The 16,786-nt window shown below is 45.5% G+C and carries 13 protein-coding genes; 7 read left to right on the forward strand and 6 right to left on the reverse strand.

Going from position 1 to position 16,786, the window contains the following annotated elements; genetic code table 11:
• Positions 1-7: 7 nt before the first annotated feature.
• The gene (locus tag QTN95_RS09315) at positions 8-1,204 is read right to left on the reverse strand and encodes an acetate kinase (RefSeq protein ID WP_331417286.1); all 1,197 of its coding nucleotides are present in this window, start codon (positions 1,202-1,204) and stop codon (positions 8-10) included.
• Positions 1,205-1,554: 350 nt separating this feature from the next.
• Between QTN95_RS09315 and yfbV the strand changes: the two genes are divergently transcribed.
• Positions 1,555-2,007, forward strand: coding sequence for a terminus macrodomain insulation protein YfbV (yfbV, locus tag QTN95_RS09320; RefSeq protein WP_138973341.1), 453 nt, complete (start codon positions 1,555-1,557; stop codon positions 2,005-2,007).
• Positions 2,008-2,137: 130 nt separating this feature from the next.
• Here yfbV and ald read toward each other — a convergent pair whose 3' ends face one another.
• Positions 2,138-3,262 carry an alanine dehydrogenase gene (ald, locus tag QTN95_RS09325; RefSeq protein ID WP_331417287.1) on the reverse strand — a complete coding sequence of 375 codons (1,125 nt, stop codon included), beginning with the start codon at positions 3,260-3,262 and terminating at the stop codon, positions 2,138-2,140.
• A 174-nt stretch (positions 3,263-3,436) separates the two neighbouring features.
• Between ald and lrp the strand changes: the two genes are divergently transcribed.
• The gene (gene lrp, locus QTN95_RS09330; RefSeq protein ID WP_004414493.1) at positions 3,437-3,931 is read left to right on the forward strand and encodes a leucine-responsive transcriptional regulator Lrp; all 495 of its coding nucleotides are present in this window, start codon (positions 3,437-3,439) and stop codon (positions 3,929-3,931) included.
• Between the two features lie 181 nt (positions 3,932-4,112).
• Positions 4,113-7,022, forward strand: a complete 2,910-nt coding sequence (locus tag QTN95_RS09335) for a DNA translocase FtsK (protein WP_331417288.1) — start codon at positions 4,113-4,115, stop codon at positions 7,020-7,022.
• Between the two features lie 196 nt (positions 7,023-7,218).
• On the opposite strand, the gene dsbB is transcribed toward QTN95_RS09335, so the two are convergent.
• Positions 7,219-7,740 carry a disulfide bond formation protein DsbB gene (gene dsbB, locus QTN95_RS09340; protein ID WP_331417289.1) on the reverse strand — a complete coding sequence of 174 codons (522 nt, stop codon included), beginning with the start codon at positions 7,738-7,740 and terminating at the stop codon, positions 7,219-7,221.
• Between the two features lie 95 nt (positions 7,741-7,835).
• Positions 7,836-9,425 carry a Na(+)/H(+) antiporter NhaB gene (gene nhaB / locus QTN95_RS09345; protein ID WP_331417290.1) on the reverse strand — a complete coding sequence of 530 codons (1,590 nt, stop codon included), beginning with the start codon at positions 9,423-9,425 and terminating at the stop codon, positions 7,836-7,838.
• Between the two features lie 684 nt (positions 9,426-10,109).
• Here nhaB and fadR point away from each other — a divergent pair.
• A complete protein-coding gene (gene fadR / locus QTN95_RS09350) occupies positions 10,110-10,949 on the forward strand; it encodes a fatty acid metabolism transcriptional regulator FadR (protein WP_331417291.1) in 840 nt (279 codons plus the stop codon).
• A gap of 62 nt (positions 10,950-11,011) precedes the next feature.
• On the opposite strand, the gene QTN95_RS09355 is transcribed toward fadR, so the two are convergent.
• Positions 11,012-12,184: a DUF1887 family protein gene (locus QTN95_RS09355; RefSeq protein ID WP_331417292.1), complete on the reverse strand. Its 1,173-nt coding sequence runs from the start codon at positions 12,182-12,184 to the stop codon at positions 11,012-11,014.
• Between the two features lie 144 nt (positions 12,185-12,328).
• Positions 12,329-14,320 carry a methyl-accepting chemotaxis protein gene (locus QTN95_RS09360; protein ID WP_331417293.1) on the reverse strand — a complete coding sequence of 664 codons (1,992 nt, stop codon included), beginning with the start codon at positions 14,318-14,320 and terminating at the stop codon, positions 12,329-12,331.
• Between the two features lie 223 nt (positions 14,321-14,543).
• Here QTN95_RS09360 and hinT point away from each other — a divergent pair, with 223 nt between their 5' ends.
• The 3 genes from hinT to QTN95_RS09375 all read left to right on the forward strand — a co-directional run bounded on the left by hinT (position 14,544) and on the right by QTN95_RS09375 (position 16,785).
• On the forward strand, positions 14,544-14,894 hold the full coding sequence (gene hinT, locus QTN95_RS09365) for a purine nucleoside phosphoramidase (RefSeq protein ID WP_138973333.1): 351 nt from the start codon (positions 14,544-14,546) through the stop codon (positions 14,892-14,894).
• Positions 14,895-15,004: 110 nt separating this feature from the next.
• Positions 15,005-16,399 carry a COG3014 family protein gene (locus QTN95_RS09370; protein ID WP_138973332.1) on the forward strand — a complete coding sequence of 465 codons (1,395 nt, stop codon included), beginning with the start codon at positions 15,005-15,007 and terminating at the stop codon, positions 16,397-16,399.
• The gene (locus tag QTN95_RS09375; RefSeq protein WP_331417294.1) at positions 16,396-16,785 is read left to right on the forward strand and encodes a YcfL family protein; all 390 of its coding nucleotides are present in this window, start codon (positions 16,396-16,398) and stop codon (positions 16,783-16,785) included. The genes QTN95_RS09370 and QTN95_RS09375 overlap by 4 nt, the downstream gene beginning before the upstream one ends.
• Position 16,786: the final 1 nt, after the last annotated feature.

Here is a 16,786-nt window from a genome sequence, read left to right on the forward strand (position 1 = left end):
AAGTCAATTAAAGACCTGCTAGACGTGCAGTGTCTTCAGCGATAACTAGCTCTTCGTTAGTAGAGATAACCATTGCTGGGATACGGCTGTTCGCAGTAGTGATAGTACCTTCGCCGCCGAAACGTGCTTTAAGGTTAGCTTCACCATCAACTTCGATACCGAAGATACCTAGGCGGTTTAGAACCATTTCACGGATAGGGCCAGAGTTTTCGCCGATACCGCCAGTGAAAGTGATTGCGTCTAGACGGCCGTCAAGAGAAGCTGTGTAACCCGCTACGTACTTAGCTAGACGGTGACAGAACACGTCCATAGCACGAGTTGCTTCTTCTTTCTCACCGTAGTTGTCTTCAACGAAACGACAGTCAGAAGTCACTTCTGTTAGACCCGCTAGACCAGACTCTTTAGTTAGCATGTTGTTGATTTTCTCAACTGAGTAACCAAGAGTGTCGTGTAGGTGGAAGATGATTGCAGGATCGATGTCACCACAACGAGTACCCATTACTAGACCTTCAAGAGGAGTTAGACCCATAGAAGTGTCTACTGACTTACCGTTCTTAACCGCACATACAGAAGCACCGTTACCTAGGTGACAGTTGATGATGTTTACTTCTTCAACTGGCTTGCCAAGGATGTTAGCTACTTCACGTGTGATAAATAGGTGAGAAGTACCGTGCATGCCGTAACGACGGATACCGTGCTCTTTGTACAGGCTGTATGGAAGAGCGTATAGGTAAGACTCTTCTGGCATCGTTTGGTGGAAAGCAGTGTCGAACACAGCAACGTTTTTCAGCGCTGGGAAAGATTTTTGAGCTGCTTTGATACCGATGATGTGAGCAGGGTTGTGAAGAGGTGCCAGCGTTGCACAGTCTTCGATGCCTTTAAGTACGTCGTCAGTAATTAGTGCAGACTGAGTGAACTTCTCGCCGCCGTGTACAACACGGTGACCGATTGCTGCTAGGTTCTCAGAAAGCTCTGGCTTAGAAGCAAGAATAGTTTCTACCATGAACGCTAGTGCTTCTTCGTGAGCTGCACCGTTGCCCAGTTGAGCTTCGTGCTTACCGTCAAGTTTCCACTTGATACGAGCTTCTGGAAGGTGCAGACATTCTGCAAGACCCGTTAGATGCTCATCACCGCTTTCTGCATCAACAACAGCAAATTTAAGAGAAGAACTACCGCAGTTTAAAACTAAAACTAGCTTTGACATGAGTGACTACCTGTAATAATCAGTTAGGATAAAAATTAATCACAAGAATAGACGATGCATTACAAGCTGCGTACTAATCTTGGTCAAAAAAACTTAGAATTCCATATAAAAAGACAGTGGCGATCCAGATCAACCACTCTTGCATCCGCTGCAGAAAGGTCTCAAGAGTTGCTTAAATTGTAAATAACGGCAACAATGAGATTGTGGGTCCGCAAAGGATAACGATAATAACCAATGATAACAAAAAAAATTTGAAAGAATATTAACTTTCATCAATTTTTTGTCCTTATAGTTGAATCTTTCAACTAAATTTTAGTTTTGGACCCACGGACGAAGTGAGAGAGCCCCCTATGAGTAATAAAGTCGGTTTAGTTCACAGCCTACGAGACGGGCAAAAGTACATGGATATTTGGCCCATGCGCAAAGAGCTGAATATGCTATTCCCTGAGCAGCGGATCATTAAAGCAACTCGCTTTGGTGTAAAAGTGATGCCCGCTATTGCCGCGATCAGCGTACTTACCCAAATGGCGTTCAATAATTACCAGTCGATGCCTCAGGCCGTGATCATTGCATTATTTGCGATCAGTATGCCGATTCAAGGCATGTGGTGGTTAGGGAATCGATCTAATACTCAGCTTCCGCCAGCACTTGCCGGCTGGTACCGCGAAATTTACCAAAAAATTGTCGAAAGTGGCTGTGCGTTAGAACCGATGAAATCGCGTCCTCGCTATAAAGAGTTAGCACAGATACTCAATCGTGCGTTTCGTCAGTTAGATAAGTCAGCGTTGGAGCGCTGGTTCTAAGATAAGCGACGAGCTGCGAGTTTCTAGTGAAAAGTGTTGGCATAGCAAATGTTGTGTCAATGATTACTCGCCACTCAAACAAAAAAACGCCCACCGAAGTGAGCGTTTTTATCAATTCAATCATTCAACATTAGTTGAACATAGCGATTGCTTGTGCTGGTTCTAAGTACTCTAGGTTGAAGCTTTCAGCCACTTCTTTACACGTTACTTTACCGTGAATGACGTTCAAGCCTTCTAAGAAGCCTTTGTCTGCAAGTAGGGCTTCGCGGTAACCTTTGTTAGCAAGTTTAACAATGTACGGCAGTGTTGCATTGTTAAGAGCAAACGTAGAAGTACGAGCAACTGCACCTGGCATATTTGCAACACAGTAGTGAACTACGTCGTCAACGATGTAGGTTGGTTCTGCGTGCGTTGTTGCGTGTGAAGTCTCGAAACAGCCGCCTTGGTCGATTGCTACGTCAACAACCGCTGAACCTGGCTTCATCTTAGCGATATGCTCTTTTGTTACTAGTTTAGGCGCTGCTGCACCTGGGATTAGTACTGCGCCAATCACTAGGTCTGCTTCTAGAACATGCTTCTCAATGGCATCTTCTGTAGAGTAAACCACTTTTGCACGACCTTGGAATTCTTCATCCAAACGACGTAGAGCGTCTACGTTACGGTCAAGGATAGTTACGTCAGCGCGTAGACCTACAGCCATACGTGCCGCGTTAGCACCAACGACACCGCCGCCGATAACTACAACTTTAGCTGGCTCAACACCAGGTACACCGCCAATCAGAAGGCCGCTACCACCGTGAGATTTCTCTAAAGTTTGTGCACCCGCTTGAATAGACATGCGACCTGCAACCTCAGACATTGGCGCAAGTAGTGGCAACCTACCCATATTATCTGTTACAGTCTCATATGCTATACAGACAGCTTTGCTCTTGATTAGCTCTTCAGTTTGTGGAAAATCTGGTGCTAGGTGCAAATAAGTAAATAAAATTTGCCCTTCTCGAAGCATAGCTCGCTCGACAGCTTGAGGTTCTTTAACCTTTACAATCATTTCTGCTTTCGCGAAAACGTCAGCAGCGGTAGGAAGAATGGATGCGCCTACAGCGATGTAATCATCGTCTGAAAAACCGATGCCTGAACCGGCATTAGTTTCAACAAAAACTTGGTGACCTTGAGACACTAGCTCGCGAACGCTCGCTGGGATCATACCAACACGGTATTCGTGGTTTTTGATTTCCTTAGGTACGCCAATAATCATCCTGAATCCTCATTTTATGTTAGTTGTATAAACTATGATGGTTGTATTAACTGTTTGTAGGGTAATTCTGTCGAATTAATATCTAGTATAGATATGTTTGAATAAAATTTGATACTGAATATTAAAAAGTTGTAGTATATTTTTTTGCAAGGAAGTAATAAGGTGGAATAAAAAATGGCAGACAACAATAAAAAGCCGTCCAAGGATCTAGATCGCATCGACCGCAACATTCTTAATGAGTTGCAGAAAGATGGTCGAATTTCGAACGTAGAGTTATCAAAACGTGTAGGACTTTCTCCTACACCGTGTTTGGAACGTGTACGTCGTTTAGAGCGCCAGGGGTACATTACGGGTTATACCGCATTGCTTAACCCGCAATATCTCGACGCGTCATTACTCGTGTTTGTAGAGATTACGTTAAACCGAGGTGCACCAGACGTGTTTGAGCAGTTCAACACCGCGGTGCAGAAACTGGATGATATTCAAGAGTGTCACCTAGTTTCTGGTGACTTTGACTATTTGTTAAAAACACGTGTATCAGACATGAGTGCTTACCGTAAGCTTCTGGGTGATACGCTTCTTCGTTTACCAGGTGTTAACGACACACGAACATACGTGGTAATGGAAGAAGTCAAACAAACCAACCAGTTGGTGATCAAAACTCGATAGTTCTGACATGATCTCAAGCCTAAAGTCCTAATAGCTTTCGATATTCTGACTTTAAGCAATTGGGTTTTTGCGCCTGATATGGTTAAATCGATAGTCCGAGTAGCTTTGCTGCTCGGACTATTTTTTTCTTACCGATCAGAGCCTCTTCGCTCATTGGTGTTTCACATAGATAAAGTTGGTTATGTTTAAAGAAACCAAAAATAAAGTACATACGATCATTAAGACGGGTGAGGAATCACCGACGTCCCGCCTCAGCGGTCCACAACGCCTTCAGGAATGTAGCTTGATCGTGATTGTTTTAATTTCGATATTCCTATCAGTGGCACTGACGACCTTTAGTGCCGCCGATCCTTCGTGGTCGCAAACCGCATGGGGGGGAGAGATAGATAACGCTGGTGGGCTCGTGGGAGCTTGGTTGGCGGATACGCTGTTTTTTGTTTTTGGTTCTTTAGCTTATGTGATTCCATTTGTGGTGACGGCAACGGCCTGGGTCATGTTACGCAAACGTGAAGAAGGTGAAACGCTCGACCTCATGCTTTGGGGGGCTCGATTGTTAGGTCTCACGGTCATCATTTTGACCAGCTGTGGTTTGGCGGATATCAACTTCGATGATATCTGGTATTTCTCCTCTGGCGGGGTGATCGGTGATGTCTTGACCAGTCTTGCCCTTCCGACACTGAATGTTTTAGGTACCACTTTGGTCTTTCTTTTCCTGTGGGGGGCAGGGTTTACCTTGCTCACGGGTATTTCATGGCTGTCGATAGTTGATTGGCTCGGAGAGAAAACCATCCAACTCATTACTCTGTTGGTTAACAAGATGAGAGGTCGTCAGGATGAAGTTCTCGAAGCGGAACTCAATCAATACGAAAGTACGGATTCTCTATCCATTGACCCTGAAGAAGCCCAACCACAAGCCCAGCCAGCAACGCAAAGTGAAAGACGCTTTAATATCCATATGCCAGAGATGGCAACGGTCAAAGCCGTAGAACCAGCGCCTCAACCTCAGGTCCGTGAGACAGCAGAACCAGAGTGGCAAACGACGGTTGAACCATCGATGGAATTCTCCGTAATGACCAATCATGCGAAGGCAGAACCGATCGACCCCGCACCAACGTTTGAAAGAACCAAGCAACTTGGTGCTACTATTGAAGAGTTAGAAAATGCTGCGCGTAGCGTTGATGATCTTGCGCCAAGCCCAGAGGTTACCGCGAGTGTGGAAGAGCAACTCAGTGTTGCTTGCGCACAAGAGTCAGCGCCATTGCCGTCAGAATCATCGAATCAAGAGAGGGTTGATCTGCCTTGGCACACTGACTTGGTTGAAGAAGAGATTATTCAGCCTTCAATTAGCGATTCTGACTTGGCACAAATCTCTTCTGAAATTACCCCTGACGAAGAGTATCAGGAACCTGTTATTTCATCCTTTGATGTCGTTGAAGATTCTGCGGCTGAAATGGTTCATCCACTAGAGGCAGAAGACATTGCTGATAAAGACGCGGCGGCTCTGCACAACCTAGTTGAAGAAGCGAAAGCAAAAGTGGTTGCACAGCAGAATCCGTTTTTGGTTCAGCACGAGCCAAATCTGCCAAAACCTCTTGAGCCGATGCCAACTCTTGAGCTGTTGTATCATCCAGAAAAACGAGAAAACTTTATTGATCGTGAAGCGCTGGAGAACATCGCTCGTCTGGTAGAAGCCAAACTTGCAGACTACAAGATTCAGGCAACCGTTGTTGATATCTTCCCAGGCCCTGTCATTACAAGATTTGAACTCGATCTCGCACCGGGTGTGAAAGTAAGCCGAATCTCTAGTTTGTCGATGGACTTAGCTCGTTCGCTATCTGCGATGGCGGTTCGTGTTGTCGAAGTGATTCCAGGCAAACCTTATGTTGGTTTAGAGCTACCCAACATGAGTAGACAGACGGTTTTCTTCTCGGATGTGGTTGGCAGCCAGCAGTTTATTGAAGCCAAGTCTCCAACGACGGTTGTACTTGGTCAGGACATTGCCGGAGAGGCCGTGGTTGCCGATCTGTCTAAAATGCCACACGTTCTGGTGGCGGGTACCACAGGTTCCGGTAAGTCCGTGGGTGTCAACGTCATGATTCTCAGCATGCTATATAAAGCCACACCTGAAGAGGTTCGCTTTATCATGATTGACCCTAAAATGCTGGAATTATCCGTGTATGAAGGGATCCCGCACCTCCTTTCAGAAGTTGTTACCGACATGAAAGACGCATCCAACGCACTCCGCTGGTGTGTGGGTGAGATGGAACGACGCTATAAGCTGATGTCGTTACTCGGGGTACGTAACATTAAAGGTTTCAACGATAAGCTAAAAATGGCAGCAGAAGCGGGGCATCCGATTCACGATCCGCTTTGGCAGCCGGGCGACAGTATGGATGAACATGCTCCGCTATTAGAAAAGCTACCATATATTGTTGTTATCGTTGATGAATTCGCTGATCTTATGATGGTAGTCGGCAAGAAGGTTGAAGAACTGATTGCTCGACTTGCTCAGAAAGCCCGTGCAGCCGGTATTCACTTGATTCTGGCGACACAGCGTCCTTCCGTTGACGTTATCACCGGCTTAATTAAGGCGAACATACCAACACGTGTGGCATTCACCGTTTCGACTAAGACGGACTCTCGTACCATCTTGGATCAGGGTGGCGCAGAGTCGCTACTTGGCATGGGTGATATGCTCTACTTGCCTCCAGGTTCTAGTCACACTGTACGTGTTCACGGCGCATTCGCCTCGGATGATGATGTTCATGCGGTAGTGAACAACTGGAAAGCGCGCGGTAAACCAAACTACATTGATGAAATCACTAATGGCGATCAAGGGCCTGACGCGCTGTTGCCGGGTGAGAAATTGGAAGATGATGAAGAGATGGATCCACTGTTTGACCAAGTCGTCGAACACGTGGTTCAGTCACGTCGTGGCTCAGTTTCAGGGGTGCAGCGCCGCTTTAAGATTGGCTATAACCGAGCGGCTCGAATTGTCGAACAGCTTGAGGCACAAGGTATCGTCAGTGCGCCAGGTCACAACGGCAACCGTGAAGTGTTGGCACCAGCTCCCGGTAGGGAAATGAACTAGCGGGCGTCGCCCGCTGTTTAGAGAAGGCGAGAACGCTTCGCTGCGAAAGTCGAGAACGGACTCCGCCCTGCGAGACATATCTGTGGTGAGTGAGTTGCAAGATACTGGCAGGTCAGTTCCTTTTTAATTTAATTCTCCAGATATAAAAAGAAAGGGTTGACACCATGTGCCAACCCTTCAAACTTTTCTCGACTCTCTATCGCTTACTCTTCGCCAATTGCGCAACCACTACAACAGCCAACGCCACTAAGTTTGCAGCAAAAATCACCACTAGCCACTGTGGCATTGATAGAGTCAGGAATTGCCACACCACCTTGCTGCAGTCACCGTAAGCTTCAAACATCCATGGAACCCACTTGTTGAGCGGTGCCCAGTCTGGGAAAGTAACAAACAGGTCACAGGTAGCGAATGGTGATGGATTAAATTGGTAATCAACATGCTGCAGAGATAGAGCTAATCCCTTATAAGCACTTGCGCCCCATGCTGCAAGGCCTAGCCAACGAATAACAGGGTTGTTTGGGGCAATTAAACCAACTAATGTTGCACCACCAATGCCGAGCATAGCAACTCGCTCATAGATACACATCACACATGGCGATAGCATCATCACATGTTGAAAGAAGAGGGCGCATGCTTCAAAGAAAACAACGAAGAGTAACAGCAACAACCAAGACAGTCGTCTTTGTGAAAATGTTTTGATACTGGAAAGAATGTTCACACAAATATCCTGTAGTAATAAAAAAGCTCTGAGTTATCAGAGCTTTTTATCGCGGAAAAGTTTCTCTATCAACAAAAACTTTTACTATTTAGTGATTAGTGTCCAGAAGATACTGCTGGAGCAATATCACCCACGTGAGGCATAATCCAACCAGCGTCGTAGAACCAAGCGGTCATTGGTTCTACCAAGAACACAATACCTGCTAAACCAACCAGTGCTAGCACTAGGGTATAAGGCAGTGCCATCAGCACCATACGGCCATATGAAAGGCGGACTAGAGGAGCTAATGCAGACGTCAGCAAGAACAGGAATGCTGCCTGACCGTTAGGGGTAGCAACCGATGGTAAGTTCGTACCTGTGTTGATTGCAACCGCTAGTAAATCAAACTGCTCGCGAGTAATAACACCTTCGATAAGAGCCGTCTTAACTTCGTTGATGTATACCGTCCCAACGAATACGTTGTCCGATACCATCGACAGCAAACCGTTCGCCACGTAGAACAGAGCCAACTGAACTCCCTTATCTTCAACATGAAGTACCGCGTCAATCACTGGCTTGAATAGTTGCTGGTCAATGATTACCGCTACGACAGCGAAGAATACCGCGAGTAATGCTGTGAACGGCAGAGCCTCTTCGAACGCTTTACCCATAGAGTGTTCTTCAATTACGCCCGTAAACGCAGTTGCGAGGATAATCACCGAAAGACCGATCAAACCTACTGCTGCTAAGTGAAGCGCTAGACCTACAATCAACCAGACAGCGATGATACCTTGGATCCATAGTTTGGCAACATCTTGGTTTGTACGTTTTTTACGCTCTTCGTTGTCGAAGTCAACTAGGATCTGACGTACGTTTTCAGGTAAGCGTGCGCCGTAGCCAAAAACTTTGAGCTTCTCGACTAATACACAAGTCACCATACCGCAGATGAAAACCGGCGCCGTCACTGGCAGCATGCGAATGATGAACTCACCAAATTGCCAGCCTGCTTGGTCGGCAATGATTAGGTTTTGCGGTTCGCCAACCATGGTCATTACACCACCAAGTGCCGTACCGACACCTGCGTGCATTAGAAGTGAGCGGAGGAAAGCGCGGTAGTTTTCTAAGTCATCACGAGTTAGCTCTGAGAGGTGATCATCTTTAGTATGGTCGTGTGATGCATGCGGGCCTTGTCCTGATGCGACTTTGTGGTAGATAGCGTAGAAACCCACTGCAACACTGATAACAACAGCGATAACGGTCAAAGCATCAAGGAATGCCGATAGGAAAGCCGCCGCGAAACAGAAAGCTAGCGATAGCATGCTCTTAGAGCGAATACCAAGCAGTATCTTAGTAAAGATAAACAGCAGTAGCTGCTTCATGAAATAGATACCTGCAACCATGAAGACCAGCAGTAACAGTACTTCGATGTTGGCGACAAGTTCGTGCTTAACCTGCTCTGCGCTCGTCATACCGATAGCAACCGCCTCGATTGCCAACAAGCCACCAGGCTGAAGTGGGTAACATTTTAATGCCATGGCAAGCGTGAAGATAAACTCAGCGACGAGTAACCAACCAGCGACAAATGGGTCGACGAAGAAGAAAACGAGAGGGTTAATGATTAAGAATGAAATGATGGCAATTTTATACCAATCTGGGGCTTTACCAAGAAAGTTCTTAATAAATGCATTTCCGAGTGACATCGGCATGATTCAAATACTCTTATATGTTGTTATGAATAGACACTGCACGTGCTTGTATCTATTAACCAGCAGGCTACTTGTTCTGTCTAGAGGGGAAATACCCCTAAATAGGAACCAACCTGATTCAACAGTGACTTAGAAAAACAACATCGAGATCACGTTCATGTGGTCTTGCCAAGTCACTCCCTGAGAAAAACAAGCACTCCTTTACTTTGGTCGCCACTGTACTCTTCGAAGAAATTTAGTCAATGGGAAAAATAACGCTAGCGTTTTTATCAACAAACTTTTGTTTAAAAACGCGATCAAAGTGGCGTAAACACAGGATGAGAGTTGTGAAAAACAAGGTTTAATGAGAGCTGACGTTTGAAAGCTTAGAATAAGAAAGAATATGTAATAATAATGAATGAAAATTACCTGTAAAGATTGCAATTATTAAATCTTAAATTTTGCGGATGGAGCTGGATATATAAGGGGTGATCAATGTTTATAATATGTTAAAATTGAAAATTCCGCTATTTCGTTGACCAATGTCTGTCAATGAATTCTGCATATATTTAGAGCTGTAGCTCTATTGTGGTTTTGACGCACGTTTACTGAGTGTTTACAGAGTGATGGTTTCCGATATGTTAGAACTAGTGGTATGATGAGTTTCATTAGACCCATAAAAATACAAGATTGGATAAGTTATAAATGGTCATTAAGGCAAAGAGCCCAGCAGGATTCGCAGAAAAATACATTATTGAGAGTATTTGGAAAGGGCGTTTCCCTCCAGGTTCTATTCTACCAGCCGAACGTGAGCTCTCTGAACTGATTGGTGTTACACGCACTACTTTACGTGAAGTACTGCAACGCCTTGCACGTGATGGCTGGTTAACCATTCAACACGGTAAACCGACACGTGTAAATCAATTCATGGAAACGTCAGGCTTGCACATCCTCGATACGTTAATGACGTTGGATGCAGATAATGCGACCTCCATTGTTGAAGACTTGCTTGCAGCACGGACAAATATCAGTCCAATCTTTATGCGCTATGCATTCAAAGCGAATAAAGAGAGCGCGGAAAAAACCATCTCCAACGTAATCAATTCATGTGAAGCACTGGTTGCCGCGGAATCTTGGGATGTGTTTATGGAATCATCTCCATACGCAGATAAGATCCGTCAACATGTAAAAGACGATGGCGAAAGGGATGAAGCGAAACGTCAGGCAACTTTAATTGCTAAAACGTTCAACTTCTATGATTACATGTTGTTCCAACGCTTGGCGTTCCATTCAGGTAACCAGATTTATGGTCTGATTTTCAATGGCTTGAAAAAACTGTATGACCGAGTGGGCAGCTACTACTTCTCAAACCCAGAAGCACGTGAACTTGCACTGCAATTCTACCGTGATTTGCTCGAAGTCTGTGAAACAGGCAATCGCGAGCAGATTTTAGTTGTTGTTCGTCACTATGGTATTGAAAGTGCGCAAATCTGGAATCAGATGAAGACCACCTTACCAACGAACTTCACAGAAGATGATTGCTAATTCAGTTGTTTTCGACAAAATTGAAAAAACCGCCTAAAAGGCGGTTTTTTGTTTTTGTGGCTTTAGCAGTCAGAGCACTGATCGTCGCTACCACCCGCTTCGGTAAACCACTCAGTCAGGTGACGTTTTAGATCTTTTAGCTCGTCTGGACCAATCAGAGCTAAACCAAGATCCTCAGCGCGAGTAATGTCATTATGTCTTAGTGGACGGAAGCTAACCAGCATGGCGCGAGCTTGTAACCCGCCCAATAAATCACGCAATGATTCAAGTTTGTAAAGAGTGTCATCACCATCGTCACGCATTCCCTTCGTCTTACATTCGATGATGTGTAGCTTGTTATTCACTACCGACGCGACATCGAGCTCATTACGTACTTCTCTATCGCCGAGCTGACGATAAACCTGTACGTTCAGTGAATGGTCTTGGATAGTGGGCATATCTTGCTGAATCTGACGAACGGTACTGTGTACTAAGGTTTCTAGCCATTCACCATTAGAGAAACGACGGGCATCCTCATTGGCAAACGTTAAGACGCCATTGTCATAAGTGGCAATTTCTGCCGCGACAAGATCAGAAAGAAGCATATTGAGCTCACGATAACCTTGCTGTTTTTCCGATAGCTCCACATCCAAACGTTGCTCTTTACGACAGGTCGTCGCGAGATAGTTAAGCGTCGCAAGACCAGGACCAAGTTCTAAAGCGTTGCTAGCCCATTTCTCACCAAGCTGATAAAGCTTTTGGTCAAGCTGTTCCGGTAGATGGTGGTCGTTGAATTCTCCTCGAGCGCCAAAAACAGTGAGGTAATCATCAATGGTAATTCGATCTTGAACTTGGTTGTCGTCGAGCCCGTCAGGATATAGCCAGCACAAGCGATCGCTGTTTGGTTCTACAACAAAAATTGGCCAGTGATAAGTACGGAAAATTTCGTAGACAGAGAGTAGGCGATGACGTAATCCACAACTGGCATTGAGCTTAACCTGCTCACCACGAGCTTTGAGGTTTTCGGCTAACTGAGTGATGGACTGTTTTATCTTGGAGGTGTTTGCAACATTTGGAATTTCAAAAAACTCAGAGGTAATGTTACGTTTTCCCAGCACGCTATGAAGGCGGTGATACATATCTTGTTGGGCTTTGACGCCAATAAAAACGATGTGGTCACTGATGGTGCGATGGTCTAGAAGTGGGGTCACCAGACGGATAGGATCTTGGTCTATGATGCCAACATGAACTGCCATATATATTCCTCATGTTAGGCTTGCGAAAAGGTAAATAAAAAGTGGACAAGCCTTACTAACCATATAATGACATGGGGTATAAAAAACAAGGGCGACTACGGAAAATAGTCGCCCAAACTCAATAAATTACACTGGGCTGACTTACTAGAGCTTAAATCGGTGCACCAGTTCGCCTTGCTGGTTAGCCAGAGTGGAGAGGTTCTGACTGGTCGCGGCTATCTCGGCCATTGCTTGGTAGCTAGAATCGGCGATAGCGTTTATCTCTTCGATGTTTCGAGCAATATCATGGGTGGTTTCGCTTTGCTCGTTGGCGGCTTGAGCAATGTGACCACTCATCTGACTGATTTCCATGATCAAGCCTTGAATCTCTTCCATTGCACTATTGGCGCTGGATGCTTGTTCAACCGACAACACCATATCATCCATACAGCTCTGAATAATTTTGTTCGCCGAGCTTGAACTGCCTTGAAGGTTGCTGATCATGTTTTCTATTTCAGAGGTCGACTCTGTTGTTCGTTGAGCCAACACACGGACTTCGTCTGCTACCACGGCAAAGCCACGTCCTTGCTCACCAGCTCGCGCCGCTTCAATCGCAGCGTTGAGAGCCAATAAGTTGGTTTGTTCAGCAATATTGCGAATAACATCGAGGATGCTACCAATTTTACCGCTCATGGTTTGTAGATCTTTCACGGCATCCACTGACTGATTCAATCTGGTTTCAAGCTGATTAATCGTGGTGATGTTGCTGCCCATGATTTGGCGACCAGATTCTGCGGAAATCTCTACTTTCTCAACCATTTGTTGTGAGTTCTGTGCGCTTTGAGCGACTTCTTGGACAGAATGCGCCATTTCAGTCATCGCTGTCGCAACATTGGCTGTTTGCTCACGCTGTTGGCTGAGTTGACTTTGTGCTTGTGTCGAAGTGGTTTGGTTTGTCTCTGCGGTCTGGGTCAGATCATTAGAGGCATCATTAAGTCGAACGAGGATGCCATGCAGGTTCTCAGCCAGTGAATTGATATGGCTACTGACCTTGCTGAACTCATTATTGTAGCGTATGTCAATTCGCTGCGTCATATCGCCTTGGGTCAATGACTCAAGTGTGCCAAGAATTCGGGTAAGAGGCTGACGAACACTTTGGGCGATGTGATAACCGATACCAATAGCCATTATAATAACCACGGCGCCAATCGAAATTGAACGTAATACGCCCTGCTCATAAACTTGACCCGCTTCCTCAAGTGAGGCGGTTAAACCTTGTTGAGCAATTTCGGCGAAAGAGGTCAGTAAGGCCATGGTAGCGTCGACTTGTTCTGTCAGGTTGGTAATGTTGGCATAAAGTGCATCTTTGGCTATTAGGTAGGTACTGTGTTGATCGAGTACCCCGCCTTTTTGACCGACGTCGCGAGTAAATTGTTGTACAGACTCGTCGAAGGCATTTTTAATCTCAGGCATCTGAGCAGTCAGGCCTCGATATGCATAATTGAGGTGAGTGACGGCTTTCTTGTTTTTTGCCACGGCTTGGTTAACCAACTCGGTATCACTGCTGGCTAACGCGTCTGATGTCGTGAGCTCGGCATCCTTAAGTTTGATGAAGTAGCTCTTAGCCATGACTTTTACGGAGATGCTACTTTGGTCATCAACATACTCCTTCATACCAAGAGTTAATTCAGAATGTAAGCGTTGGAATTGGCGAGTGGACTTTTGAACTTGGGCTTGCGCTTCAAACATCGCGCGGTAGTTAGCCATTGCTTGTTCAGCTTCGGCGAAGTAACCTTGTTCCATCTCTCTCAACTGAACGAGCGATTGCTCCAATTCAGTCTGACCGCTACTTACTTTTTGCAACGCGTCGAGTTGTTCGCTGTAGGCCTGTTTGGTCGCGACAAATTGTTCAGCCAACTGATCCATACGTTCGAAGCTTTGAGTCGTCAAAAAGTCTTTGAAAAGTTTGTCAGCAGACAACAGAGCGACGCTAGTATTGTTGGCTTGTGAGACCAAGGGTAAAGAAGTGTTGGACACCTCTTCGAAATTTTTATGAATTTGCTGCATTCCCCGCATCATCATTAACGTGGTAATGATGAACAAAACAATGATCAATGCAAAGCCCGCGTACATACGCCTAATTACTGAGCCTTTCATAGACCTCTCCCTAAATTAATAAAGTCTTAAAAAAGTAACAAAAAGGAGGGCATTGTATTGATTACGAGACGCGCATTTTATGACGCACAATACAAAATTAGATACGGTAGTTTATCCGTACGTCGTTTGAGAGAAGTGAACACTGTTTTTTATTGTGATCTTGCGAAGCTTGACGCATACTCGAAAGCACTCATTTAATAACACCATAAAGATGGAGTGCTTCATGGCTGAAGAAACCATTTTCAGTAAAATCATCCGCAAGGAAATTCCAGCAGACGTCGTTTATCAAGATGATTTAGTCACTGCGTTTCGTGATATTAACCCACGTGCGCCAAGTCATATCCTTATCATTCCTAACAAGCTTATTGCGACAGTGAATGACGTTGCAGATGAAGATGAATTGGTAATGGGGCGCATGTTTACGGTAGCGCGTAAGCTTGCAAAAGAAGAAGGTATTGCCGAGAACGGTTATCGTCTCATCGTAAACTGTAACGCACACGGTGGTCAGGAAGTTTATCATATCCACATGCATCTAGTCGGCGGTCGCCCGCTAGGCCCAATGCTGATGAGCTAATAGCGTCATTGACGATTCCGAACCAAAACGGACTGTTGTTGTCCTAGAACTACATCAAATTAAAGCATAGTCGGTGTAACCATGCTTTTAGCATAACTTTGGGGTACGAAGTGCATAACCACATTCGACTCGCGTTCATTTTGGGGTGCTCATTAGCGCTCTCTGCTTGCGCAAACTTATCTGCAGGTAATCTCTTTAGTCATTACAGTGCACAAAATGGCGAGTTACATCAGTTAGTAAAAAGCGGTGATTACCAACAAGCGGAGGCGGCTCTGCCTGACTACGTCGCAGGCGATATTCTGGATAATTTTGAAAGTGGTCGAGTCTACTTCCTGAACCAGCAATATCCTGAGAGTAAGGAAGCGCTTGGGCTAAGTGATAGAGCTGTTCGAGTTCAGCAAGATCAAGCGACTGTGTCAGTCACTCAAAGTGCGATGAGCCTGAGTGCGTTGGCGGTCAATGATAATCTCAACACCTACCAACCTGCTGACTACGAACTTGGCTTTCTCCATCTCTATCTAGGATTAAACTACCTGAAGCAGAATGACTTGGAGGGGGCTTTGATTGAGATGAGACGAGCCAACCAAGTTCAGGAGCAAGCGCGTAAGGATCGAGAAAAAGATCTCGAGTCAGCCCAGAATCAGATGGAGCAACAGGGTTTAACGCCAAACTTAGGCTCTGTATTGTCGAACTACCCAGACGCAGGCAAAACCCTTCAGGCGGTACAAAGTGGTTATTTACTTTATTTATCGGCTTTACTGTATGAAGCTGACAATGATTTGAACAGTGCTTATGTTGATTACCGCCGAGCGTTGGCCGTGATGCCGGATAATCAGCAAGTCATAGATGGCACCAAACGAGTGGCAAAGCGTCTCGGCATGAGAGAAGACTTGGTAAAGCTCGAACAACGTTACGGCAAGGCCAGTTACTTAGAGAGCGGCAAAGGAAGGGTCATCGTCATTGATGAACGTGGTGTTGTTGAGGCATTGCAGGGCTGGAAACAAGCTTTGCCGTTATATGACAGTCGCGGAGATGGCGCGTGGTATTCTATAGCCTTGCCATATTATCCTCAGGTGCAGAGTGAGGCTTTTTCACCAATAACCTTGAACAATGACCATCTTAGTGGAAGTCTGTTGACGGATGTTAACTTGATGGCACAACGCGACTTGTCTGAACGTATGCCGTCGATTGTGATTCGACAGGCGTTGCGAGTTTGGGCTAAGGATCAATTGAGGAAAGAAGCGGCTAAAGGTGATGATGTCGGCAACCTGCTGTTCAATGTTTGGAACACGTTAACAGAACAACCTGACACACGTAGTTGGCTTACTCTGCCTGGTGAGATATACAGCGCTAGCGCTGTCGTTGAACCGGGTGAGCAAAAAATCAAGATTAATGGTCAGGACTACACCTTTAATGTCGAAGCTGGTCGAACCGCGTTAGTTTGGCTGTCTCGTCAAGGTGAGAGTTCAACCATCTGGCATAAACAGTTAGGGAACATACGATGAAAAAATGGCTTATTTCAGCAGTGATGGCATTAACTCTGCTAGGTTGTGCAGAGAATACCGCTGGGCTTCGTATTGATGGAGCGTCACAAACCGTTTTATTTGGTGACAATGTACTTGCCGGTCGCTTAACCATAGACGATATATCGACCACTCAGGTGGATGGTAGAGCGCGAGGCGTAGTGCGATTAATCAGTCAGTACACTGGTGACCAGTATGTCCAATACCGTTTTTACTGGTATGACGATCAAGGTTTAGAAGTTAACAACAAGCAAGGACCATGGCGTCAGGCAGTGATTCGTGGTACTGAAGAGATTTCAATTTCTGAGGTATCTGTCAATCCAAACGGAACCCAGTTCCGAGTACAGATTCGTCAACTTAATAATTAAC

This window comes from Vibrio sp. M260112, assembly GCF_036533775.1.
Lineage (GTDB): Bacteria > Pseudomonadota > Gammaproteobacteria > Enterobacterales > Vibrionaceae > Vibrio.

Bases quoted from the DNA above. Each gene is read 5' to 3' on its own strand.
- yfbV (WP_138973341.1), top strand. From the start codon at position 1,555: ATGAGTAATAAAGTCGGTTTAGTTCACAGCCTACGAGACGGGCAAAAG.
- hinT (WP_138973333.1), top strand. From the start codon at position 14,544: ATGGCTGAAGAAACCATTTTCAGTAAAATCATCCGCAAGGAAATTCCA.
- QTN95_RS09375 (WP_331417294.1), top strand. From the start codon at position 16,396: ATGAAAAAATGGCTTATTTCAGCAGTGATGGCATTAACTCTGCTAGGT.
- QTN95_RS09360 (WP_331417293.1), bottom strand. From the start codon at position 14,320: ATGAAAGGCTCAGTAATTAGGCGTATGTACGCGGGCTTTGCATTGATC.
- QTN95_RS09315 (WP_331417286.1), bottom strand. From the start codon at position 1,204: ATGTCAAAGCTAGTTTTAGTTTTAAACTGCGGTAGTTCTTCTCTTAAA.
- ald (WP_331417287.1), bottom strand. From the start codon at position 3,262: ATGATTATTGGCGTACCTAAGGAAATCAAAAACCACGAATACCGTGTT.
- lrp (WP_004414493.1), top strand. From the start codon at position 3,437: ATGGCAGACAACAATAAAAAGCCGTCCAAGGATCTAGATCGCATCGAC.
- QTN95_RS09355 (WP_331417292.1), bottom strand. From the start codon at position 12,184: ATGGCAGTTCATGTTGGCATCATAGACCAAGATCCTATCCGTCTGGTG.
- QTN95_RS09335 (WP_331417288.1), top strand. From the start codon at position 4,113: ATGTTTAAAGAAACCAAAAATAAAGTACATACGATCATTAAGACGGGT.
- nhaB (WP_331417290.1), bottom strand. From the start codon at position 9,425: ATGCCGATGTCACTCGGAAATGCATTTATTAAGAACTTTCTTGGTAAA.
- fadR (WP_331417291.1), top strand. From the start codon at position 10,110: ATGGTCATTAAGGCAAAGAGCCCAGCAGGATTCGCAGAAAAATACATT.